This is a genomic window from Terriglobia bacterium (assembly GCA_036496425.1).
GTDB lineage: Bacteria > Acidobacteriota > Terriglobia > 20CM-2-55-15 > 20CM-2-55-15 > 20CM-2-55-15.
The window spans coordinates 34,830-57,317 of record DASXLG010000070.1 but is presented as its reverse complement, the minus strand read 5'-3'; the positions used below and the strand labels follow the sequence as shown (position 1 = coordinate 57,317).

At 59.5% G+C, this 22,488-nt stretch carries 17 protein-coding genes; 7 read left to right on the top strand and 10 right to left on the bottom strand.

Annotation, left to right across the window (positions count from 1 at the left end; genetic code table 11):
• The first annotated feature begins 10 nt into the window (after positions 1 to 10).
• The 5 genes from VGK48_04975 (at position 11) to VGK48_04955 (ending at position 6,825) form a co-directional block, all read left to right on the top strand.
• Complete coding sequence (locus tag VGK48_04975; protein ID HEY2380517.1) at positions 11 to 1,297, top strand: DUF1552 domain-containing protein; 1,287 nt, start codon at positions 11 to 13, stop codon at positions 1,295 to 1,297.
• Positions 1,298 to 1,364: 67 nt separating this feature from the next.
• Positions 1,365 to 2,954, top strand: coding sequence for an ankyrin repeat domain-containing protein (locus VGK48_04970; protein HEY2380516.1), 1,590 nt, complete (start codon positions 1,365 to 1,367; stop codon positions 2,952 to 2,954).
• 288 nt (positions 2,955 to 3,242) lie between these two features.
• Positions 3,243 to 5,102, top strand: coding sequence for a PQQ-dependent dehydrogenase, methanol/ethanol family (locus VGK48_04965; GenBank protein HEY2380515.1), 1,860 nt, complete (start codon positions 3,243 to 3,245; stop codon positions 5,100 to 5,102).
• A gap of 25 nt (positions 5,103 to 5,127) precedes the next feature.
• On the top strand, positions 5,128 to 6,282 hold the full coding sequence (locus VGK48_04960) for an HAD-IA family hydrolase (protein HEY2380514.1): 1,155 nt from the start codon (positions 5,128 to 5,130) through the stop codon (positions 6,280 to 6,282).
• 45 nt (positions 6,283 to 6,327) lie between these two features.
• Positions 6,328 to 6,825 carry a DUF3237 domain-containing protein gene (locus VGK48_04955; GenBank protein ID HEY2380513.1) on the top strand — a complete coding sequence of 166 codons (498 nt, stop codon included), beginning with the start codon at positions 6,328 to 6,330 and terminating at the stop codon, positions 6,823 to 6,825.
• Between the two features lie 18 nt (positions 6,826 to 6,843).
• Here VGK48_04955 and VGK48_04950 read toward each other — a convergent pair whose 3' ends face one another.
• From VGK48_04950 to VGK48_04905, 10 genes are all read right to left on the bottom strand, one after another.
• On the bottom strand, positions 6,844 to 7,425 hold the full coding sequence (locus VGK48_04950; protein HEY2380512.1) for a cupin domain-containing protein: 582 nt from the start codon (positions 7,423 to 7,425) through the stop codon (positions 6,844 to 6,846).
• Positions 7,422 to 8,075 (bottom strand): sigma-70 family RNA polymerase sigma factor, encoded by a 654-nt coding sequence (locus tag VGK48_04945; GenBank protein ID HEY2380511.1) that lies wholly within the window; start codon positions 8,073 to 8,075, stop codon positions 7,422 to 7,424. Before VGK48_04945 ends, VGK48_04950 begins: the two co-directional genes overlap by 4 nt.
• Before the next feature lie 124 nt (positions 8,076 to 8,199).
• The gene (locus tag VGK48_04940; protein HEY2380510.1) at positions 8,200 to 8,370 is read right to left on the bottom strand and encodes a hypothetical protein; all 171 of its coding nucleotides are present in this window, start codon (positions 8,368 to 8,370) and stop codon (positions 8,200 to 8,202) included.
• 102 nt (positions 8,371 to 8,472) lie between these two features.
• Positions 8,473 to 9,387: a carboxypeptidase regulatory-like domain-containing protein gene (locus VGK48_04935; GenBank protein ID HEY2380509.1), complete on the bottom strand. Its 915-nt coding sequence runs from the start codon at positions 9,385 to 9,387 to the stop codon at positions 8,473 to 8,475.
• A gap of 13 nt (positions 9,388 to 9,400) precedes the next feature.
• Positions 9,401 to 10,264 carry a hypothetical protein gene (locus tag VGK48_04930; GenBank protein ID HEY2380508.1) on the bottom strand — a complete coding sequence of 288 codons (864 nt, stop codon included), beginning with the start codon at positions 10,262 to 10,264 and terminating at the stop codon, positions 9,401 to 9,403.
• Positions 10,265 to 10,344: 80 nt separating this feature from the next.
• Positions 10,345 to 11,808, bottom strand: coding sequence for an ankyrin repeat domain-containing protein (locus tag VGK48_04925; protein HEY2380507.1), 1,464 nt, complete (start codon positions 11,806 to 11,808; stop codon positions 10,345 to 10,347).
• Positions 11,809 to 13,119, bottom strand: a complete 1,311-nt coding sequence (locus tag VGK48_04920) for a DUF1552 domain-containing protein (protein ID HEY2380506.1) — start codon at positions 13,117 to 13,119, stop codon at positions 11,809 to 11,811.
• Between the two features lie 13 nt (positions 13,120 to 13,132).
• Positions 13,133 to 15,565 carry a DUF1592 domain-containing protein gene (locus tag VGK48_04915; protein HEY2380505.1) on the bottom strand — a complete coding sequence of 811 codons (2,433 nt, stop codon included), beginning with the start codon at positions 15,563 to 15,565 and terminating at the stop codon, positions 13,133 to 13,135.
• 10 nt (positions 15,566 to 15,575) lie between these two features.
• Positions 15,576 to 16,490 (bottom strand): MBL fold metallo-hydrolase, encoded by a 915-nt coding sequence (locus VGK48_04910; protein HEY2380504.1) that lies wholly within the window; start codon positions 16,488 to 16,490, stop codon positions 15,576 to 15,578.
• Between the two features lie 126 nt (positions 16,491 to 16,616).
• The gene (locus VGK48_04905) at positions 16,617 to 20,741 is read right to left on the bottom strand and encodes a TonB-dependent receptor (GenBank protein ID HEY2380503.1); all 4,125 of its coding nucleotides are present in this window, start codon (positions 20,739 to 20,741) and stop codon (positions 16,617 to 16,619) included.
• Between the two features lie 156 nt (positions 20,742 to 20,897).
• On the opposite strand from VGK48_04905, the gene VGK48_04900 reads away from it, so the two are divergent.
• Both VGK48_04900 and VGK48_04895 read left to right on the top strand, forming a co-directional pair.
• On the top strand, positions 20,898 to 22,064 hold the full coding sequence (locus VGK48_04900) for a cobalamin-independent methionine synthase II family protein (protein HEY2380502.1): 1,167 nt from the start codon (positions 20,898 to 20,900) through the stop codon (positions 22,062 to 22,064).
• Entirely contained in the window at positions 22,045 to 22,437 is a 393-nt protein-coding gene (locus VGK48_04895) for a nuclear transport factor 2 family protein (protein HEY2380501.1), read from the top strand. Before VGK48_04900 ends, VGK48_04895 begins: the two co-directional genes overlap by 20 nt.
• The last annotated feature ends 51 nt before the right edge of the window (positions 22,438 to 22,488 follow it).

Below are 22,488 nucleotides of genomic sequence, written 5' to 3'. Positions count from 1 at the left end.
GAGATACGTCATGTTTATCGACAAGAAGCATATTTCGAGACGCACGGTATTGAAGGGCATCGGAGCCACGATCGGGCTGCCGCTCCTGGATGCGATGAGTCCTGCCGCCACTGCGTGGGCAGCCACGGCCGCCGGTTCAACGCCGAAACGGTTCGCGTTTATCGGATTTCCCCACGGCGCAATCATGGATCACTGGTCGCCGAAGGAGACCGGCACGGCCTACGAGATGTCGCCGATTCTCGAGCCGTTGGCGCCGTATCGACAGCACCTGACCATCGTGTCGGGTTTGCGCAACAAACAGGGAGAAACGCCGGAGCCCCACGCCTACATCGAGCAGACGTGGTTAAGCTGTGTGAAGCCTTGGGATATGGGCGTTGCCGGTAAGGATGCCGGCGTTACCGCCGATCAGATGCTGGTGCGCTACGTCGGTCAGGATACGCGGCTGCCGTCGCTGGAACTCACGACCGCTCAAGGAGGCGCCCGATTGTCCTGGCGGACGCCGACGCAGTCGCTGCCGCAGGAAGGCAATCCCCGCGCGGTGTTCCAGAAACTATTCGGCCAGGGCGACACCGATAAAGAACGCGCGGAAATTCTGCACGAAACCGACAGCATTCTGGACCGTGTGCAGGCGCAAGCCAAACGATTGCAGGCCGGCCTCGGCGCGCGTGACCGCGTTGTGGTGGGCGACTACCTTGATTCGGTTCGCGAGATCGAGCGCCGCGTCCAGATGGCGGAGAAACAGGACACCGCGGCACTGAACATTCCCGATGCACCGGTCGGCACGCCCAACGACATCACCGAACATTTCAAGCTGATGTTCGATCTGATGTCGCTCGCGTTCCAGGCCGACATTACCCGCATCATCACGATGTCGATGGATCGCGAAGCCAGCATGCGCACCTACACGAACCTCGGCATCGCCGAGGGTTTCCATCCTCTGTCGCATCACGGAAACAATCCGCAAAAAATGGATAAGCTGGTCCAGATCCAGAAGTACCACACCGAAGTGTTTGCCGGATTTATCAAGCACATCGCGGCGGCACAGGAAGGCGACGGCACTATTCTCGATCACTCGACGATCCTGTTCGGCAGCAATATGAGCAACAGCGACCGCCACAACAACGATCCGCTGCCCTCGGCTCTGCTCGGCCATGCGCACGGCAAGATCAAAGGCGGCCAGCATCTGAAGTATCCGCAGGATTCGCGGCACGCCAACCTGTTGCTGACGATCTTCGACCGCAACGATATCCCGGTGAAGTCGATCGGCGACAGCGATAAGGTTCTTTCGGAGGTCTAAGATGCAGAGGAAACAGGGAAGGAACACAAGAGGCACAAGAATGGCTCTCTTGTGCTTTTTGTGCTTCTTGTGTTCCGTCTCCTTTGTCGTGGGAAGGGCCGCGACCGCGGCGAAGCCTTCGCTTCTGGACGCTGCCGAGTCCGGCGATCGGCCGGCGGCCTTGAAGTTGCTAGCCGCGAAGGCCGATCCGAACACGGTTGGCCCCGACGGCACAACGGCGATCATGTACGCGGCCGCGAATAACGACCTCGACCTCGTGCGCGCGCTGATCAAGGCCGGCGCCAACGTCAAATTGATGAATCAGTTCGGCACCTCGGCGATCACCGAAGCTTCAATTATCGGTGCGACGCCGGTCATCGATGCGTTGTTGAAGGCCGGAGCCGATCCGAATACAAAGAACCCGGACGGCGAAACACCGTTGATGGAAGCCGCCCGCGCCGGAAAGGTCGACGCGGCTAAGCGGCTGCTGGATGCGGGAGCGGACGTTAATGCCAAAGAGACGTGGGGCGGACAGTCCGCGATCATGTGGGCCGCGGCGCAGAGCCAGGCGGAGATGATCAAGCTGCTGGCGTCACATGGTGCGGACGTGAATGCGCGCGGAGTGGTTCACCAATGGGAACGCAAGGTCATCACCGAGCCGCGCCCCAAGGACATGAACAAGGGTGGTTTTACACCTTTGTTGTACGCAGCGCGCGAAGGTTGCGTCGAATGTGCGCGAGCCTTGATCGCGGCGAAGGCCGATCCGGATCTCGACGATCCCGATCGCGTGACGCCGATGAACATGGCTCTCTTGAATCTTCATTTCGAGTTTGCGGCGTATATGATCAAGGGCGGCGCCGACCTCGATAAGTGGGATCTCTTCGGCCGTTCGCCGGTCTATATGGCCGCCGATGTCAGCACGCTTCCGATGAAGGGCAACGGCGCGATGGCCGTGATTCCGAGCGAAGACAAGCTCACCGCCGTCGATGTCGGCCGGATGTTGCTTGAAGCCGGCGCGAATCCGAATATTCAGCTCAAGCGCCGGCCGCCGTACCGCGATGTACCTCAGGATCGCGGCGGCGACTCGATTCTGGCTCAGGGCGCGACCCCGTTGTTGCGCGCGGCACGGGCCGGAGATGCCAAGTTTGTCGAACTTCTACTCCAGCACGGCGCGCTGGTCGATCTGCCGAGTAAAGAAGGCGTCACGCCGCTGATGGCTGCGGCCGGTGTTGAATTTGGAACGCGCGTCACGCGCGGCCGGAACCGGACGAACGAAGGCGTGCTTGCGACGATGAAACTTCTCGTCGACGCCGGCGCCAACGTCAATGCCCACATGCTCACTGAACCGCGTCGTGTGGCGACGGACAGCGCGGCTCAGCGCGCGTCAGCCGGTGCGGGCCGCGGCGGCCGTTCCAGCCAGGTGCCGAGTGCGTTTGCGGTGCCGGGCGAAACCGCTTTGCACGGCGCGGCCGAGCACGGCTTCACGCCGTTCGTGAAGTTTCTCGCCGAGCACGGCGCCGATCTCCAGGCGAAGGATGCCGACGGCAGAATGGCGCTCGATCTCGCGAAGGGTGTCCGCGGAGGCGCCCGCGGCGGCCCGGCTCCGGAACCGTTCCCGGAGACGGTCGCCTTGCTTCAATCCCTGATGGGCGCAAAAGGCGCTCCGGCATCGAAGTAGGTTGTACCATTCCCCGCCTTTTCAAGGCGGGGTGCCCGAGAGATCAAACGTTAGAACGCTCGGGCGGGGCGGTTATCAACGAACCGCGTAGCGCTCCTTACTTGTTGATGGAAGTTACAAACCGCCCCGTCTGCGCCGATAAGGAACGGGACTATCTCTTGATGGCGCAGCCTCCCCGCCTTGGAAAGGCGGGGAATGTCTGCTCTCACAACGATTCTCCGCCTTCATACCGCTACGTCCTTTTGCGCCGTTCATGATATTTTGATCGGACTTAACCGGGAGAATCTCATGGCCAGATTTCGTCGATCCGCTGTGCTTATTCTATTGATCGCTGCAGTGAGCGCCGCGATGTATGCACAACAGACCCGTGTCGGCACGCCTGCCAACATCACCAACGACGTGCTTCGGCGCACGGGCAGCGCGAATGACTCGCAATCCGGTGCGTGGTTGAGTTACGGCCGCACGCAGAGCGAGACGCGTTACAGCCCGCTGAAACAGATCGACGCTTCAAACGCGAAGCGTCTCGGTCTGGCGTGGTACTACGAGATGGGAGCCGGCGGCGGCAATCAGGAAGGTACGCCGCTGATGTGGAACAACACACTTTACGGCATCACGACGTGGAGTGTCGTTTTCGCGCTCGATGCGCGGACGGGCAAAGAACTCTGGCGATGGGATCCAGAGGTCAACCAGACGATACGGCCGGCGATCTGCTGCGGCATCGTGAATCGCGGGATCGCGCTGTATAACGGCATGGTCATCGCGCCGGCGATCGACGGCCGTTTGTTTGCATTGAACGCCACGACCGGCAGGCCGGTTTGGGAAACGCGGATCGTTTATCCGCAGGACCAGTACACATTGACCATGGCGCCGCGTATCGCAGGCGGCAAAGTCATCATCGGCGCCTCCGGCGGCGACAAACCCACGCGCGGCCAGTTCGTTGCCGTGGATGCGCAGAGCGGCCAGATCGCGTGGCGCTTCTACACGGTGCCGGGCGACCCTTCAAAGCCGTATGAGAGCCCGGTGTTGCGCACCGCGGCAAAGACCTGGGGCGGTGATTTCTACAAGAATGGCGGCGGGGGCGCGGTGTGGGACGGCTTTGCCTACGATCCCGAAGTGAATCTCGTTTATCTCGGTACGGGCAACGCGGAACCCTGGGTTCAGAAGTTCCGCGGCGCGCAGGGTCTGGACAACCTTTATACATGCTCGATTCTGGCAGTCGACCTGACGACCGGCCAGCTCAAGTGGTATTACCAGGCCGTCCCGAACGACAACTGGGATTACGACAACGTGGCGCAATTGATGCTTCTCGACCTCAATATCAACGGCCGCATGCGCAAGGTCATCACGCAGGCGCCAAAGGACGGGTTCTTCTATGTTCTGGACCGCGTGACCGGCGAATTGATTTCGGCCGAGCCGTTCGTCAAAGTGAGCTGGGCGTTGCGCATGGGCGAAGGCGGGCGGCCCGTCGTGAATCCCGAAGCGTATTACGATCAGGATCCGGTATCGGTGTTTCCGACCGGCGGCGGCGCCCACAACTGGGCGCCGATGTCCTTCAATCCGAATACCGGACTGGTATACATTCCCGCCTCCTACAGTAGTTTCCCGTATCAGGCGCAGGTGGAGCACAAGCCCGGCACGACCGGTTATGTACGTCCTTCGGGTCCGACAAAAACGATTGGACCGGCCTTCGGTCCCGAGCCGCCTCAGGGTGCGCGCGGCGGATTGCAAGCATGGGATCCGGCGAATCAGAAGTTGAAGTGGAATGTCGAAGGGGGCGGCGGCATCGGCGGAGGAACCACGACGACCGCGGGCAACCTGGTGTTCCAGACCATCAACGATGGGCGCTTCCGCGCCATTCGCGCCGATAACGGCGAGGTGCTTTATGAGGTGAAGACGGGCCGCACCGGCATGGCTCCGCCGATCACCTACGAAGTCGACGGCAAACAGTACGTCGCTTTCGGCGGCGGTTTAGGACGTCCGGCAACCACCATCGGACCGAACAATGCGAAAGTGGATAGTCCGCCGATCATGTTCGTCTTTGCGCTGGACGGCACCGCAGTGATGCCCGCGGCCGCGGTTCCGCCGCCGCCAGCCAACCGGGGACAGGCGCCGCCTGCTGCGGAACCCGCGCCGGAACAGAAGAATTAGAACGAGCCGCAGCCGATTGAACTTCATGGCAGGAAGGCTCGATGCAATCTGGATCAAACGTGCGCACCGGGGATCGATGGATGCGAGGCTGACGGCCTCCCTCATTGCCGGTAAAGGTCTTGGCGGCAATGTGGACAACAGCCGGACGCGCCAGGTGACACTCATGGAGCGCGAACTCTGGGATGCGGTGACGGCCGAAGCCGGAAGCGATGCGCCTCCATCCAGAAGACGAGCCAACCTGATGCTCAGCGGAATCTCCCTGGCGAATTCCCGCGGACGTTTGCTGCGAGTCGGCGCCGCTGTGCTTCGGATCGCAGGCGAGACGAAGCCCTGCGAGCGCATGGATGAGGTCCAGCCTGGCTTGAAGAACCTCATGTATTCGAATTGGGGCGGCGGCGCTTTTGCCGAGGTGATCACCGGCGGCGAGATTGCGATCGGCGATTCCGTGGACTGGGCTGCGCTCGAAGTCCGGACGCCGAAAGCTGTTTTCCTCGACCTCGACGACACGATTCTGAATGACTCCGGACCGGTCGATGCGTGCTGGCGTGAAGCCTGTTCGGCGGGCTCATCCGAATGCGGCATTGCGTCCGATGTTCTCTATGAAGCCGTCAAGGCTTCCGGCAAGTGGTTCTGGTCCGACGCCGAGCGTCATCGCACCGGCCGGCTCGATCTGCAAACGGCCAGGACCGAAGTGGTGCGTCTCGCTCTGAAGGATCTTGGAATGCCGGACGAGGGTCTGGCGCTGCGGATCGGCGGCGTGTATCACGACCGGAGGGAAGAGTGCCTCGAGATCTTTCCGGACGCTCTGGAGACTCTGCGCTGGCTCCGCGGGCGCGGATGCAAACTGGCGTTGCTGACGAATGGCAATGGCGCTCCTCAACGCAGAAAGATCGAGACCTTCGGCCTTGCGCCATTTTTCGATTCGATCCTGATTGAAGGCGAAGTCGGTTTCGGCAAGCCCGACCGGCGCGTCTATGAACTGGCGCTCGAGCGCCTCTCCGTATCTCCAGCCGACGTCTGGATGGCCGGCGACAATCTGGAATGGGATGTCGTGCAACCCCAGCGGCTGGGAATTTTCTCCATTTGGATACATCCGTCCGGAAACGGCCACTCGCAGTCTGGCAGTGTGCGCCCTGACCGGATTGTCCGCTCGATTTCGGAGTTGAGATCGCTTTTGTAGGCGCGGTCTATGACCGCCCCTACAGCAGAGAAAGGAATAAAGTTCATGAGCACAGACTCACTCGCCGCATTGCTTCCATCGGAGATGGCGACGCTTCGCGTCCTGCCTCTGTTTATCTTCCAGATCGAGGTGAAACCCCCGACGATCATCGGCGCCACTCCCGGCTACGACCGGCGCATTGGCGAGATTGCCGGAGGCCGTTTCGAAGGCGAGCGGTTGCGAGGAAAATTTCTTTCAGGCGGCAGTGACTGGCAGTCTCTTCGCGCAGACGGCGCGACCACGATCAATGTGCGGCTCGTCATGCAGACCGACGACGGCGAGCTGATCGGTATGCGGTATTTCGGAATGCGGCATGGGCCGAAGGAGGTTCTGGACCGCCTGGGCCGCGGCGAACAGGTCAGCCCGTCGGAGTATTACATGCGTGTGACTGTGAACTTCGAAACCGCTTCGCAGAAATACGACTGGCTCAATCGTCTCGTCTCAGTCGCCTACGGACACCGCATGGCCGGCGGTGCCATCTATCACGTGTTCGAGGTGTTGTGATCGGGTTGGCGTCGAATCTTAGAGGATTTCGTCGTCGTTAGACGTGATCAGAACGCAGGTGCAGCCAGTCTCGCTCCAGACGCGATGATCCACCGATCCGGCCGCAGCACGAAAATAATCGCCCGGATGGAGTTTCCGGTTGTTGATTATGAGTTCGCCGTACAGGAGATGCAACTCCTCTTCGCCGGCATGACAATGAGGGGGATATTCGGTTCCGGGATCGAGCCGTACCAGCATGCTGGTACGGTTTTTCAGCGTATCCGTCGCAAGCAGTTTGACGGAGATACCGGGCACAACGGTTTCCCATTCGGGTTGCGCCGGTGCTCGTGGTGGATTCAGAACAGGTTCCTGTCCCGTTTGCATCGAGATGCGGCGCGTCAGGCGTTCCCACAGCGGCTGCGCTGGCCTCAGGACGTCCGACGGCCATGCAGTGAAGCCCCCTACAATCGGACGCAGGAGTTCCAACTCCTGACGGCAGGCGTCGCATCCGGTGAAGTGGGTCTCAGCGGCGGGAATCTCGGCTGTCGGAAGCGCCTGAAGGGCATAGAGGAACACCAGGTCGTGGTGTTCGCCATCGTGTTGTTGGATTGGCGAATTCATATACGCTTCAAAGTCCTGCCGAGAGTATGCCGCAGTTTGCCGAGTCCGGACCGGATCCGTGTCTTGACGGTACCTAGAGGTTGACTCAGCTTTTGCGCGACCTCGTGGTACGTCAACTCGGAGAAAAAGGCCGTTTCGATCACCTGACGCTCCTCTGGAGTGAGTACCTCGAGCGCCTCTCGCAGATGCCGCGCTTCTTCTTCAAGCTGGCATGCCTGTTGAGGATCGGCCGGAAGCTGGGCCGTAACCGGATCTTCACCAGAAATGTTGACCCGCTTCTTACGCTGATCGAACCGCACCCGGTCGATGGCGCGCGATCGCGCCTGATTCATGATCCACCCGAGGACGCTTCCACCTGCGGGATCGTACGCCGCAGCTCTTCGCCACACGTCGTGAAATACGTCGAGCGTCAATTCTTCGGCCGTCTCCCGGTTGCGAGTGATCCGTACGATCAACGTGAAGACGATCCGATGCGTCCGCTCATATAACGAATGCAGCGCAAGCTGGTCGCCTCCGGCGATCGCCTTGACCAGTTCGACCCACTCCTGCTCGGAAACACGAAACCTCTGTCTTGAGGCGTAAAGCAGGTCGCCCAGCGTTCTTCCTTCAGATTCAGGCCAGTCAGGGCTCGTAGGTCTTGCCGTACTCACCTTGAAATCATGCCGCGGCAAACAGTTTTCCGTCAAGAGGCTTCCGGCAGGCGGACGGACTTGGTACACCGACGTACACTCCGTTTAGAAGAACGACAAAACCCTGCCGCCGGATTCAAAAAAATCAGGCATCCAACCTTCGATCTTTGTCGTTATACAAACCGTGCAGGAACACGTGCTGAAGAAGCGGCTCCTTGAACTGGCCGGGAAGGATTCCCGCTTCACGAAATTCGAGTTCGACCACATCGACAAATGCAGCGAGTGCCTGGCAGCCTATGCCCGATCGATACTTCACGTCGCCAGGACGCGCGCGAAAGATAAAGCCCGAAGGGCGTCCCCCTCGTTAAGATGATATTGGATCAGCGCATCATCGCAAGTTTCTTCATTGGTGCATATCCTACCGGTCCTGAAGGTCCTGCAGTTTCTTGCGGACTTGATCCGCCGCTGCGCCGTGTGGGGCTTCGTCGAGGTAATTGAGCAGCTGAGTGGCAAGCGCGCCTCGCATTCCACGGTCTTCATAAATCTTCGCGAGAATCAGGTGAATATCCGGCGACTGATGTCCGCGCTCGTGCGCCGCGATCACGGCGGCCTCTGTTTCGCGTAGCTGGCCTCTGGCGTAATTGATTCGGGCCATGGAGGCGTATGGCTCGCCCTCCGTGGGGTTCTTCTTGAACAGGGGAGTAATCAGCGCCTGCGCATCATCCAGGCGGTTTTCATTGATCAATAAGTTCGCCAGGTTAATCGTCGGATAGATGCCGGTCGTGTAGCGGATCGCACTCTTGAACGCCGCTTCCGCGCCCGCCATATCATTCATCTGCACATAGCAGCGGGCGATCTCGGTGAATGCTTCACCATATCTCGGAAACAGCGACAGGGCTTTCCGGAGATGCTCGATTCTCATGCCGCATTTCCCGTCCTTCTGAGGACGCACTCCGAGGTCGAATTCCTTCCTGGCCTTCGCGGGAATGTCGAGATCGCGAAACGGGTCGAAGGCGGCCGTCAGCGACGGGTTGTCGGGCGCGGGCTTCAGCATGACGCTTACGTGTGACGTTGAATTCGCCACCTGAACAGGAATGTCCTGCGCGTAGTAACCGTCGCATTCGACGTGCATCGTATAAGAACCGGCTTCGATCTTCGTGAACCTGAAGTGCCCGTGCTCATCGGAAGTGACCGTCTGAACAAGATTCTTGCCGCTGAACAATTGCAGCGTCGCCGGGGCATCGACGAAGTGAGAGGCCACGATCTCGCCCTGAATATCCACTTTTGCCGGGGCAAGAACTGTAACGGCGGAGAGAATAAATAAAAGAAGCACGCCCGATAGTAACTTATTTCACCGGCCAGTTGCCGTCGTATGGCGGCCAGTTGGGAACCGGAAGCTCCGCGGGCGGATAGAACATCGCAGTGTAAATCGTCCGGATCTTCCCTTTATCGATGTAGAACCATTCCGAGAAAACGTTCCGGCGTGTCGTGGTGCCGGGTTTCCGGATGAAGACAGCCATCGCCAGGACGACGCCGGCATCCTCGTCGACGATAGGGAAGCGGCGTGCCGCAACATTCAGAATGTTGATGGTTTCCAGGCCGGAGGTGCAATCGCTCGTTGCTCCGCCGCGGCTTCCGCGGCCGGTCATCGTAACGCCGTTTTCGATTCGGGTGCATCCTTGATACGCATTGATGATGGAGCCGTCGTGTGTCGTGATGCCGTCGAAATAACTGTTCACGATGGCCATCAGCGCTGCGCGCGAGAGCTTCGCGTCGCGCGGCATGGGTTTATCGGGAGGGGCATTGGCGGCTAGATTCCCGGGATCGAGAAGATTCGGGCCGGTGCCGTTCAGGCCGATATCGGTTTTGCGGCTGATAATCCATTCGGCTTCCGTGATCTTCTTGTCTTCCACCTTGAGGCGGACTGTCGCGATATCGGCAGTTGAACCTTCTTCGATGATTCCGTAATAGGCGGCCTGTCCGGACACCGGATCGAAGTAACGGCGCTGAACCTTGCCGAGGCCGGTCAGCGATTTCCAGATGCCGGTACCGGTGCGCACCACGATGGCGTTTTCGGTCTGGCGGAAGCCGGCGAAAAGAGGAGCGCCCGCCGGGTCATGCTTGATGGCGGCGTTGAGATACTGGTCGAGGGTGGTCTTGAGGCAGGGCCGATCGCAGTCGTTGGCGGCGAAGACGGGAAAGGAACACAAGAAGCACAAAAAGCAACACAAGAGAGGAATAATGCGTCTTGCTTGTGTCTCTTGTGCTTTTTGTGTTCCTTTTCTTTTTCTCATTGTTTGGCCGCGATCAGTTGTTTGAGCAGGTCCGCGGTGTCCTGATGCACATCGACGCGTTGGCCGCCGCGGCTGTTGCCGCCGGCTTTGCCGAGCGCTGTGTCGACGGCATCGTGCCCGCGATTATCTTTCGCACTCAAGTCGGCGCCATGAGCGGCGAGATATTTCACGACGTCACTCCAACCCCAGAATGCGGCGCCCAGCAGCAGGGTTTTGCCCTGTGTATCCTTGGCGTTGATGTCGCCTCCGGCTTTCAGCAGAAGGTCCAGAGAAGCGATGGCCCGCTGCTGAACGTCGTCGGTTTTGAACCAGCCGCGCGTATCGGCATCGCTCGATCCGATTCCGGCAGCGGCCACGATCGGAATGAAATTCCGCGTATTGGGCAGGTTCGGATTGGCGCCGTGTTCGAGCAACAATTTGATCGCGGGCGCATCCAGGCCTTTGGCGGCCCGCAGCAGAGGCGTTGTGCCGATGGTGAGCATTCCATCGACTCCGCGATCGGCGCCAAGGTTGCGATAAGGCGGCAAGAGCTTGAGTTGAAGGTTCGCGTTCGCGCCTTTATCGAGCAGCATCTGCAGAACCTGGAGGCTGGTGGTCTCGTCGGCTGAAGGACGGTCCGGGCGTCCGCCGTGAGGAATCGTATTCACGTCGACAGCCGCGTAGACCGGACTTTGTCCCCACCAATCCCATTTGTCGACGTTGGCGCCTTTCTGGATCAGATAGGCCGCGACATCGAAGTTCATGTTAAGGATGGAGAGGAGCAGGGGAGACACGCCTTCCGGATCGGCAAGATTCAAATCCGCGCCGCCTTCCGCCAGCGCTTTGGCGCATCCGGTGCATCCCTGGCGCGCGGCGTACAGGAGCGCCGTCAATCCGCCGGCCGGCCGAGCGATTGCGCGGGCTTCTGCAGTGACCTGGCGATCCCAGTCATTGACGTGAGAGCGCGCATTGACATCGGCGCCGTGCGCGATGAGTTCTTTGGTCATCGAGGCCTGGCCTTCGGCGGCCGCCCACATCAGAGGCGTTTGTTCATGGAACTTTTCTGCCGCGTTGACATTCGCGCCGTGATTCAACAGAAGCCGCGCTGCTTCGACGTTATTCGTGCGCGCGACGATCATCAACGCTGTCTGGCCGTCGGCATTTGACGATTCGGCGCTGGCGCCGGCCTTCAGCAGTTTGTCCATGATCGCGACGTCGCCATTGATGGCGGCTTCCGACATCGGCGTCGAGCCGTAGTCGTTTTTCGCGTTGACGTTGGCGCCGGCTTTGATCAGCCGGTCCACGAGGTCCGCGTCGTCTTTCTGAACGGCCCAGTGCAGGGCCGTGGTTCCGTCCGCCTCGGGCGCGTTGACATTCACTTTCTGCTGGAGCAGTGAAAGGGCGGTCGTCCGGTCGCCGGATTTCACGGCATCGACCAGCCCGGCGGCTGCAAGCAGCATGGCAAGAATGATCGTGGGCATTTAGACCTCCGATAACTTTCCGGTGCTGTCTCCGAAAGCGTTTTCCACAATTCCGGCGCGTTCGAGCAACGTCAGGTGCAGGTTCGCAAGCGTCGTGTGTTCCGGATATTTCAGATGCTGCCCACCCTTGATCGTCTTCCATCCGCTGACGAGCGCTGTCGGTAACGGATCGTGATTGTGAGCGTTGCTGTTGCTCATGTTGCTGCCGAACAGGATGATCGAATGGTCGAGCATGGTGCCGTCGCCGTCCTGCATCTTTTGAAGTTTCCCCAGGAATTTTGCAACGACCCCGGCGTTATAGGTCTGGATCTTCGTACAGCTTTCCATGCGTTTCGGATTGTTCTGGTGATGCGATACGGGATGGAACGCATCGGGCACGCCGATGTGGTTGTACGTCATGTTGCTGCCCTCGGCGGCCATCATGAACGAGAAGATGCGCGTCAGGTTCGCCTGATAGGCCAAAGCCACCATGTCGAACATGAGGTTGAGCCGGTCGTCGAGCGGGGGCGTTCCGGGAGGAACGTTCGGCAGGTCGAGCCTGGTCAGATCGTGCTCGTCCATTTTCTGGACGCGCCGCTCCACTTCGCGCACGCTTTCCAGATAGTCGCTGACCGCCACGCGGTCCTGGGGATCCAGGTGCGATTGAAGATCGGCGGCTTCCTCGCTGATGAGGTCGAGGATGCTGGCATATTGCTTGCCCAGAGCTTTGCGCTCCTGCGGGGTGTCGCCCTGCCCGAACAGGCGTTCGAATGTCTTTCTCGGGTTGTATTCCATCGGCATCGGCGTCGATGGCGTGCGGAATGAGATCGTTCCCGCATAACTGCAGCCGAAGTTCCGGTCGCACGCGCCGGCCAGTCCGCCGCCTTCCACGGCAAGTTCGATCGACGGCATTGGCGTGTCCTGGCCGATGTGTTTTGCCGCAATCTGATCGACGGTCACGCCGCCGTACGGATCCTGGCTTTCACGCGGCCGGACGCAACTCAACCATGTTCCCGGCGACAGAGCGTGAACGGGACCGTACGCCTGCTTGTTGGCCAGGCCGCTGATGACGGTCAATTGCTTCTTGAAAGGTTCGAGCGGTTTCAGGATGGGCTTCAGGTCGAAGTCGGCGCCCTCCTTCGCCGGCATCCAGTTATCCATGATCGCGCCGTGAGGGAAATAGATGAATCCCATGTGCGGCGTTGCTTTGGCCGCGGTCTGAGCGAGCATTGTGCCCGCCGGGATCATTGCGTCCAGTAACGGCAATCCAACAGCGACGCCTGCGCCGCGAAGGAACGTGCGGCGTGACAAATGTTTCTTAGTGATGAACATGGTCTGCTCCTTACTAATTACTCGTAACCTTTTCCGCTCGTCTCATCTGGAACGCCGGGCTGTTGACGATGCCCAGCACGATCGAAGAAAACCTGTAATTATCTTTCGCCGAGTCCCGGACGATTTTGCGTATGGTCGGCATGTCGTAGTACTCCACGCTGCGTCCCAGGGCAAACGTCATCATCTTCTCGGTGAGTGTCTGAACGAACTGTTCGGGATGTTTCAGCAATGCATTGCGGAGATCCACCGGTCCATTGACCGGCGTTCCGTCGACCAGTTTGCCGGAAGCGTCGATAGTCGTGTCCGCGAAAACGTCTTTCGATCGCCAGGCTCCGATCGCATCGAAATTCTCGAGCGAGAAGCCGAGCGGATCCATGACGCCGTGGCAGTTATTGCACACCGGGTTCGCGCGATGCTTCTCCATGATCTCGCGCACGGTTTTCGCCTTTTCGCCTTCCTTGTTTTCCTTGAAGCCTTCGACGTCCGGCGGTGGCGGCGAGGGCGGCGTTCCCATGATGTTTTCCAGAACGAAAGCGCCGCGCAGAACCGGAGCCGTCCGGTTCGGATAAGACGTCGCCATCAGAATGCTGCCTTTGCCGAACAGTCCGAAGCGGTTCGGATCGTCGAGCGTGACTCTGCGGAAGCGGTCGCCACGGACGTTCGGAATTCCGTAGTGCAGGGCCAGCCGTTCATTAAGGTAGGTGTAATTCGCCGTGAGGAGATCCACCACGCTGCGGTCTTCCTGAATGATGCTGCCGACGAACAGTTCCATTTCGCGCTTGAAGGCTTCGCGCAGACTGTCGTCCCAGTTGGGAAACTGGATGGCATCCGGATCGATATCGTCGATGCTGCGGACTTTCAGCCATTCGAAAGCAAAGTTCGTGACCAGCGATTTCGACTTCGGGTCGGCCAGCATTCGCCGCACTTCCTGATTCAGAGCCTGCGGATTTTTCGGATCGGTCAGCTGTCCCTTGGCCGCGGCATTGATCAGTTCGTCGTCGGGCAACCGGCTCCAGATGAAGAACGACATCCGCGCCGCCAGATCCAGATCACTGATGCGATAGTTCGATCCGGCTGCGACGTTTCCCGGGAAAGTCTCGGCGCGGTACAGGAACTTCGGGCTGGACAGAACCGCGGTCAAGGCGCTCTTGACGCCGGAGTCGAAGCTGCCGCCTTCGTCTTTACCGGTTTTGTAGAATGCCATCGGCGCGACCAGATCCCGCTCCGTGACGGGACGGCGGTAGGCGCGCTTCGCCAGCGCCGAGAGGATCTGTTTTGCGCAGGCCGTCTGCTCGGATTCGGAAGCGGCGCCGGCCGGATGGCAAATGAAAACGTGCTTGTGGCTCGGCGTCTCCGTGACTCCGTCGGAGTTGTACGGACCAAGGACTTCCACATTCGAGATCCGCGCGATGCGATCTTCGAGTTTTCCCGGGATAAATGAGCGGAGCGTTTCGTCCGGCTCGGCGTAGGAACGTTCGATGAAGGTTATCCCGACCTTGTGTGGTCCGGACTTCACGGGAATCAGAATGTTCTGAAACCGGCCGTTAATCGCCGCCACGGCGGCGGCCTGTTTTTGATCGATCTCTTTGATGTCGGCCTCGCCGCCGACGTTCTTTTCCCAGACGCGGTGGCCGTCGATGGTGATGACGACGGTGTGTTCCCACTCCAGGCCGCGGACATACCCGGCACTGGCAAGGCCGTTGATGTTGAACTTGTATTCGCCGTCGGCAGGGAAGAGATAGTCGATCAGCATTCCGCCGCGGGTGCCGAGCGGCAGTCCGTCGATATGAGCGCTCTGGTCCGTGCTGCGGGAAGCGCGAAACACGGCGCTGGTCGTCTTCGGTGCGGGATTGCCGATGGCTTCATTGGTCACGAAGCGGGCGGCCGAAATGTATTGATCGAGAAATGACGGCGAAACTTTGAGAACGTCGGCGATGTTGTCAAAGCCGTCCGCGATGTCATCCTTCGGGAGCAAGGCGCTGGCATCGACCCGCACGCCGAGCAGATCTTCGACGGCATTCGCGTACTCATCGCGGTTCATCCGGTGTACGCCGACGCGTCCCGGATTCGGATGAGCAGCTGCCGCCTTATCGAGTTCATTTTCGAGATAGGTTGCGAATCCCTGCGCGGCGCCCGGATCCGGACGCCGCGCTCCCGGTGGCGGCATCATCCCGCCGCGCAGCTTGCGGACGGCGCGTTCCCAGATCTGGGGATTTTTCGACACGTCGTTCACATCCATCGTGTCGAACATGACGTTGGCGGTCTTGGCGCGCTGGTTGTGACAGGTCACGCAATACTGATTGATGAGTGCCTGCTGAGGAGATGGCGTCACCGCTGTCTTTTCCTGCAGCGCCGCGGCTCGAAGACTACCGGAACCACCGGAGCCCGCCGACCCCGAGGCCAGGATGGCGACCGCGAAAGCCAAAACCGCGCACACATAGCGCATGAATTATCTCCTATATGATGCCGCCCAGTTCGCGCACGTGTCCCCACATGCCGCGATAGGCCATTCGGATGAAGAGTTCCGGATTACCCCACTTCGCATCGAAATCTTCGGTCGGCTTTGAGGCGATCATGTCGGCCGGCCCCATGCCCTGCCGCATCAGCTTGACAAGGCGGTCCCTCATCATTGTGCACATGTCGGCCTGAGCCTGAAGGTCGGCGCGCGTCTGCACGGGCCCGCTGCCCGGGATGATGCGCGTCTCCGCATTGGCGACTTTCAAGAGCGCGGTGTTGGCGTTCTGAAGGCCGCCCAGCCATCCGCCGGTCACGTAATCCAGGAGCGGATATTTTCCGACACTCAGGATATCGCCCGCCGCGAGCACATTCTGGCCGGGGAAGAAAACATAGATGTCGCCGTCCGTATGAGCCTGCGCCATGTAGCCGTACTCGATTGGTTCCTTGCCGAAGGTCATTTTCCCCGAGGTATAAAACGTGTCCGTCGGCAGCGCCGCCGCAGAGCGCGGTTTGTACGTGTGCTTGTCCCAGTCGGAGTAGAAATCGGCGCCGATCCAGAGCTTCGTGTTTTCGTGCGCGTAGATTTTCGCGCCGGCCTTTTTGAACAGCTCGTTCGAGCCCGTGTGATCGAGGTGCCAGTCGGTGTTGAAGACGGCTTTCACCGGCTGCCCCTTGAACTGATCCGCCAGGTACTTCATGAGTTCGGCCGCCATTTCGGGGGAACTGCCGTTCACCAGAAGCAGGCCTTCGGGCTGACTCAGGACAACGATGTTGCCCCCGGCGCCGGTGATGAATGTGAGGTTTTCCGTCAGCTTCGCCGACGCAATTTGCGAGGGGAAAGCGAAGGCTTTCCGTGCCGCAAACACGAGCGCGAGAGTTGAAAGAAACCCTCTTCTAGTCTGTACCGGGATCATTGGCGGAAGTTTAGTCTGAAATATCAAAAAAAGCCATGAATTTGGGGACATTAGCCACAACGAATTAAGGGGACAGACACCGAATTCTTGTACTTCAGAATTCGGTGTCTGTCCCCTTAATTCTTGTTAAAACTCCAAGCGCATTACAGCCTGGAACTGGCGGTTGCCGGATTTCGAGGCAATGTTACCGAACGGAGCGCTGTTGATGCTCAGAGTGGGGTTGGAGGGAGTCGGATGGTTCAGGATGTTTGTGGCATCCATGCGGAATCTCAGGGTTTTGCTTTCCCTGATCTTGAATGCCTTGCTCATGGACGTGTTCAAAGTCCACATCCCGGGATTTTCGATGACGTTCTGGCCGAGATTGCCCCGGGTTCCGGGTTTCGGATTCTGCAGGACGACGGTCCCTGAGGAATTCGCAACGGCTGTGAGTGTGCAGAGGGATTGCAGACTGGACGCGATACTGGAGCATTGCGGGTCCGCAACCGTTTTGTAAGCGCCGCCGAAGAAGTTTCCGGCGAGGGCGCCATTTTGCCACTGGACTTTTCCGGCATGCGGGTTAAACGGCCCAACCCTATCGGGAACGCCGTTCGCATAAAGCATGCTCTGCGCGCTAATGCTCGTCGGAACCCCGCTCGACAGATCAACGATCCAGCCCATCTGCCAACCCGCGACCGACCGGGCGAGAACACCCGAGCTCTTTCCGAGCAGCAGTTGGCCCGGTCCGATCGGCACGTTGAAAATGCCGTTGGTGCGGAAGTCATGCCGGATGTCGCCCGTTTGCAGCGTGTAATCCGGGCCCCGATCCACGGGATTCGTAAAGGTGCCGCTGCGTCCAAGAAGCTTGCTCCAGGTGTAGGTTGCCTGAAGATTGACGCCGGCGGTCGGCCGTAGCGTCGACTGGAATTGAAGTGAGTTGTAGTTGGTGTTGCCGAGATTTGTTTGCCAGGTTGCGCTGGTGAACTGCGGATTGGTCGCGATGAAGTTCTCCGGGAATAATCCGCTATTACGCAGCACAGCACCCAAGACGTTGGTCGGAATCACCGGCAGAGTGGGATTATTACTCCCAGCATAATTTAATGTATTGAGCGTGCTGGCGAGTGCGGAATAGTTTCCATTGGCCAGGTTGTTGCGGATTAAACTGGCCGTGTCAGCCCGAAGCTGACCAGCTCCGGTCTGCAGAACGCCGCCGACAACAGTTCCCACCGGTCCAGTCCCTGCGCCGCCGACAAGGTTGATTCCTTTGAACATCTGGTCCAGCAACGGCGATTCTCCCCCGCTGCGCGCGGCATCGAAGGCTTCCTTCAATCCGTTGTACAGGAAATCGGGCGAGTTGAGATTGATACTTCCGTATAGCTTCCGGCTCAGCGTTCCGATGTAGCGGGCGTCCAGTGTCAGGTTTCGTCCAACCTGCCGCGTCAGATTCAGCGTCAGGTTCTGAACGTAAGGGTTCGTCAAGTTGGGGTCCAGCGCCGACAGACCCACGCTCCGGTTCGTGACATCAACCGGCTGCAGCGGCTTGATCGGAACGTTTACCGGAACGAGGCTGGCCAGTTTGGTCATATCGAGGTATTCCAGCCCTGGAGCCTGATTGATACTGGCGTCATAGGAGCTTCCCGGCGGATTTGCGAGAATGCCATTCAGAGTCGAAACCCGCCCGCCCCCTCCCGGCAGAAAGCTGACCTGATAGCCGCCGCGAAGAGTGGTCTGCCCGGCTCCAAAGTAAGGGATCTGCCAGGCAAATCCCACTGCCGGACCGAAGTTGTGGTAGTCCTTGGACCAGGCGCTGATCCCGGGATTCGGCGAGCCCGGTCCAACCAATTGGATCTGAGTGTTGGCACCGCGTTGTCCGGGCTGCATCCAGTTCTGGAAACCCCGGCCGGAATATCCGAACAGCGCGTTACCGCCTCCGACGGGAACGGCCGTCAAACCATTGGAAACCCATGCCGGGCCATAATAATCCCAGCGCAGGCCGAGGTTGAGCGTCAGGGACTGGCGGAACTTCCAATCGTCTTTGAAGAAAAGGGAAGCCTCGTTCTGGTTGACCTGACGAAACCTCTGAGCGGCCGTCTGGTAACCGGAAAACTTCGTGTCTGTGGCGTTAGCCAGCCAATCCAGCTGGGTCACCTGGGCGAGCGAGCCGGAGAGCAGCGACAACAGGCTTCGCATATACAGTTGAGCTCCAGTGGTGGATGTGCCCTGGAGTCCCGGCTGATGCGTGCTGTCGATGTTTTGGGTCGGCGCCAGCGGCGAGTCCCCGCCGAAGGCACGCGCGAAGGAGCTGAAGTTTCCGCCTTCAATGTCGTCGCCAAACAGTGAACTCCCGAAGCGCAATTCGCCGCCGCCTTTGAACGTGTGTTTGCCTTTCGTCCAGGTTATCGAGTCGCCATAAGTGAACAGCGGGGTCTTTTCGGAGATATTGCCATTGAAAAGAGTACCCCCCGTTTCCCCCTGGAACAGGGGCTGCCCGCCACAGATGCAGATGTCCTGCACGGCTCCAACGGCGTTCATGCCCAACTGTGGAAGCACGGGTGTCCCCTGCACGTTGGGGATAAAAGCAAGCGCTGCCTTCATGGTTGCCGGGTTTGCCAACGCGTGTGCGGTATTGGTCCCAATCCGGCGCATTCCGAATCGGGCTTCATTGAGCAACGTCGCCGATAGCGTGGACGTGAAACTCACCGTCAGGACTTGCGGCTGGTGGTGCGCGACGCCCGTGAATTGGGTTGGCCACTGGGGCTGGGCGTAGTCCGCGTGGTCGCGTTCGAAGCTCCATCCGCCGTTGATTTTGTTTTTGGAGTTGAAATTGTGATCGATCCGGATGTTGAGCTGTTTCCGGACCTCTGCAGAGCCGAAAGCAAAACGATTGTTGGCGCCGTGTGCGCTCTGCGTCCACTGAAATCCCTCAGTGTTCAAGCCGTCCCCGACTCGATAATTGTTCACCGCCGGCATCACGCCAAATATTTTCTGGACATATCCGGTCGGATCGATCTGTGTCCGGTTGGGATCCCAGCTGGTTCCCGGCTGCAGGAGCGCGGAGATGTTGGAGCAGTCCGCATTTGCTGCGGGGAGGGTGGCCGGCAGTTTACCGAACACGCTCACATAATGGAGAGATCCGGTGAAAGGCCCGGTGCCGGTCGCATTGGTCGCCGGAGTCAGGATATTGCCGGCCTGATCGACGGTGGCGGTCACGGGTGTCGCGCCGCCTGTCGTGGTGACCGCCTGCGAATTGCCGCTTTGCCAGCCGTCGAAGTACCGGAAGATGCCATTTCGTGCGCATGGCGATAGTACGGTGGCATTGACGTTGGCTCGTGTCGACGGGAGCAGGCCGTCCCATAAAAAGAAGAAAAATGTTTTATTTTTAATGATCGGCCCGCCGACGCTTCCGGTGTATTCATTGAGGTTTGTCCAGTTTGGAATGATGGGGGTCGGCTGTACGCGGTTGTTGGCCCAGGAATTGGGTTCGATGGCGCTGTTCCGGATGTTATAGACCAACGCCCCGCGGTACTGGTTCGTTCCGGACCGCGTCTGAACCTGAACCTGCGAATTGCCGCGGCCGAGTTCGGCATCCACCGGTGAGGTGACCATGCGGACCTCGCCGACCATATCCGGGTTCATGATCGTGGCCGGTTGGAAACCGGCGGCGTTTCGTCCCGCAGCGCTGGCGTCAACCCCGTCCCGCGTGACATTGACATAGGCGGCGCTGACGCCGGCCGCCATGGTGCTGTTGGCTGCGAGGACCAGATCGCTGGACAGGTTGATGCCCGGCAGGGTTCCAATCAGGCCACTGACCGCATCGTTGCCCATGACTCCGGTGATCGGAAGGTCAACCACCGTCCTTTGCGGAAGCACGGCGCCGACAGACGATGTCGATTCCAGCAGCAGCCGATCGGCTTCAACGGTCACTTCGACGGCGGTACTCAACGAAGCCACCTGCAGCGTGAAGTTCAATCGAAGCTGTCCGGCATTTCCGAGCTGCACATTGGTATAGGTCTGGGTCTGAAAGCCAGGCAACTCCGCGCTGACTTTGTAGGTTCCCGGCAGCAGGCTGGGAATCGAGTACGTTCCGGTCTCGTTGCTTACTGCAGTTGAGACAACCCCCGTTTCCGTGTTCGCCGCCGACACGCTTACTCCGGGGATGAAGGCTTTTCCAGCGTCCGTTACCGTTCCGCTGAGATTCGCATTGCTCGATTGCGCGAATGCTGGAAGCGGAAGAATTATCAAAAACAGAGCCACCGCGAGAGCGAACCGTTTCATCGTAGAGTCCTCCACCTGAAATTCTCTTAACCGGAAATTTGCGCCCATTAAATTCACTTACAGAGTTGTTGTCAACGTAAATTCGGAAAAGAGGGAGTATTTATAGCCGCAGATGACGCGGATGGCGCGCGGCAGCGTGTATACTCGCTCCTTTTTATGAAGCTCAGTTCGGATCGCATACTCACCACGCATGTCGGCAGTCTCCCGCGCTCACAAGGCGTGGTGGATTTGCTGTTCAAGCGCGAGGCAGGTGAACCGTTTGATACCGCTGAATTCGATCGCGTGATGGCCCAGGCGGTTTCGGATACCGTGCGGCGCCAGGTCGAAACCGGCATCGACGTCGTCAGTGACGGTGAGACGTCGAAGATCGGTTATGCGACATATATAAAGGATCGGCTCACCGGGTTCGCGGGCGACAGCCCGCGCCAGATTGCGTTGGATCTTCAACCGTATCCGGAGTTCCGGTCGCGGATGGCGGCTTTTGCGGGCAAGCAGACGTTCAAGCGGCAGTCGTGTACGGGCGAGATCCGGTTTGCGGGCCATGCCGATCTGGAGAGAGACATCGCGCGGTTCCACTCCGCCGTGAAGGAGCATCGTCCGCACGATGCGTTCTTGAATGCCGCATCTCCGGGCGTGGTCTCCGCGTTTCAGCCGAACCGGTTTTATCCCACCCACACGGCCTATGTTGAAGCGATCGGCGAAGCGATGCGGATCGAATACGAAGCGATTGTCAACGCCGGATTCGTTCTGCAACTCGACTGTCCCGACCTGGCGATGGCGCGCCACACCGGTTTTCAGGACCTGACGGAAGCCGAATTCCTGAAGCGGGCCGAGCATCAGGTTGAGGTGATGAACCACGCACTCCGCAACGTTCCGGCGGACTCGCTGCGGATGCACGTCTGCTGGGGCAACTATGAAGGACCGCACGACCACGACATCCCGTTGCAGAAAGTCATCGGAATTATCCTGAGAGCGAAGCCCAAGGCGATTCAGTTCGAAGCCTCGAATCCGCGGCACGCTCACGAATGGGCCGTGTGGAAGGGAGCCCGCGTTCCGGAGGATAAGATTCTCATTCCCGGCGTGCTCACATCGACATCGAATTACGTCGAGCATCCCGAGCTCGTGGCCCAGCGGATCTGCCAGTTCGCCGAGATCGTGGGACGCGAGCGCGTCATTGCGGGAACCGACTGCGGTTTTGGAACATTCGCGGGGATCGGTAAAATGGATGCCGGGATCTCATTCAAGAAATTGAGGGCGCTTGTCGAGGGCGCGGAACTGGCGTCGAAGCGGCTGTGGAGAGCTAATGGACAGTCTTACGATTGAGAGGGCGTGCGAGCGTCTGGTTCTGGACTTTGCGTATTTCAGCGATCATCAGGAATATGAAGCGCTCGCGGCGCTTTTTGCGGCTGATGGAATCATGCATCGCCCGAGCGGCGATCCCATCGGCCGCGAGGCGATTCTGCAGGCCTATCGTTCGCGTCCCGCGGGCCGCATGACGCGGCACGTCTGCAGCAATATCCGGATCACGGTCGACTCCGCGGATCGGGCGCGCGGAATCACATACGCCGTGGTCTACTCGGCGACAGGGAATGAGAAGGCGGAGGAGCGTATCGGCGAATTCGAAGACGAATTCATTCGAACCTCCGAAGGCTGGAAATTCAGCATTCGTCGCGCGCGGTTTGTGATGCATATGTAGGAGCGCGTTGATTGCGTTACGTAATGAATGAGGGAGTTCTGGGGACAGACA

Excerpts from the sequence above, each read along its gene's own strand:
- VGK48_04975 (HEY2380517.1), top strand. The coding sequence starts at position 11 with ATGTTTATCGACAAGAAGCATATTTCGAGACGCACGGTATTGAAGGGC.
- VGK48_04965 (HEY2380515.1), top strand. The coding sequence starts at position 3,243 with ATGGCCAGATTTCGTCGATCCGCTGTGCTTATTCTATTGATCGCTGCA.
- VGK48_04960 (HEY2380514.1), top strand. The coding sequence starts at position 5,128 with ATGGCAGGAAGGCTCGATGCAATCTGGATCAAACGTGCGCACCGGGGA.
- VGK48_04955 (HEY2380513.1), top strand. The coding sequence starts at position 6,328 with ATGAGCACAGACTCACTCGCCGCATTGCTTCCATCGGAGATGGCGACG.
- VGK48_04950 (HEY2380512.1), bottom strand. The coding sequence starts at position 7,425 with ATGAATTCGCCAATCCAACAACACGATGGCGAACACCACGACCTGGTG.
- VGK48_04925 (HEY2380507.1), bottom strand. The coding sequence starts at position 11,808 with ATGCCCACGATCATTCTTGCCATGCTGCTTGCAGCCGCCGGGCTGGTC.
- VGK48_04920 (HEY2380506.1), bottom strand. The coding sequence starts at position 13,119 with ATGTTCATCACTAAGAAACATTTGTCACGCCGCACGTTCCTTCGCGGC.
- VGK48_04915 (HEY2380505.1), bottom strand. The coding sequence starts at position 15,565 with ATGCGCTATGTGTGCGCGGTTTTGGCTTTCGCGGTCGCCATCCTGGCC.
- VGK48_04910 (HEY2380504.1), bottom strand. The coding sequence starts at position 16,490 with ATGATCCCGGTACAGACTAGAAGAGGGTTTCTTTCAACTCTCGCGCTC.
- VGK48_04905 (HEY2380503.1), bottom strand. The coding sequence starts at position 20,741 with ATGAAACGGTTCGCTCTCGCGGTGGCTCTGTTTTTGATAATTCTTCCG.
- VGK48_04900 (HEY2380502.1), top strand. The coding sequence starts at position 20,898 with ATGAAGCTCAGTTCGGATCGCATACTCACCACGCATGTCGGCAGTCTC.
- VGK48_04895 (HEY2380501.1), top strand. The coding sequence starts at position 22,045 with ATGGACAGTCTTACGATTGAGAGGGCGTGCGAGCGTCTGGTTCTGGAC.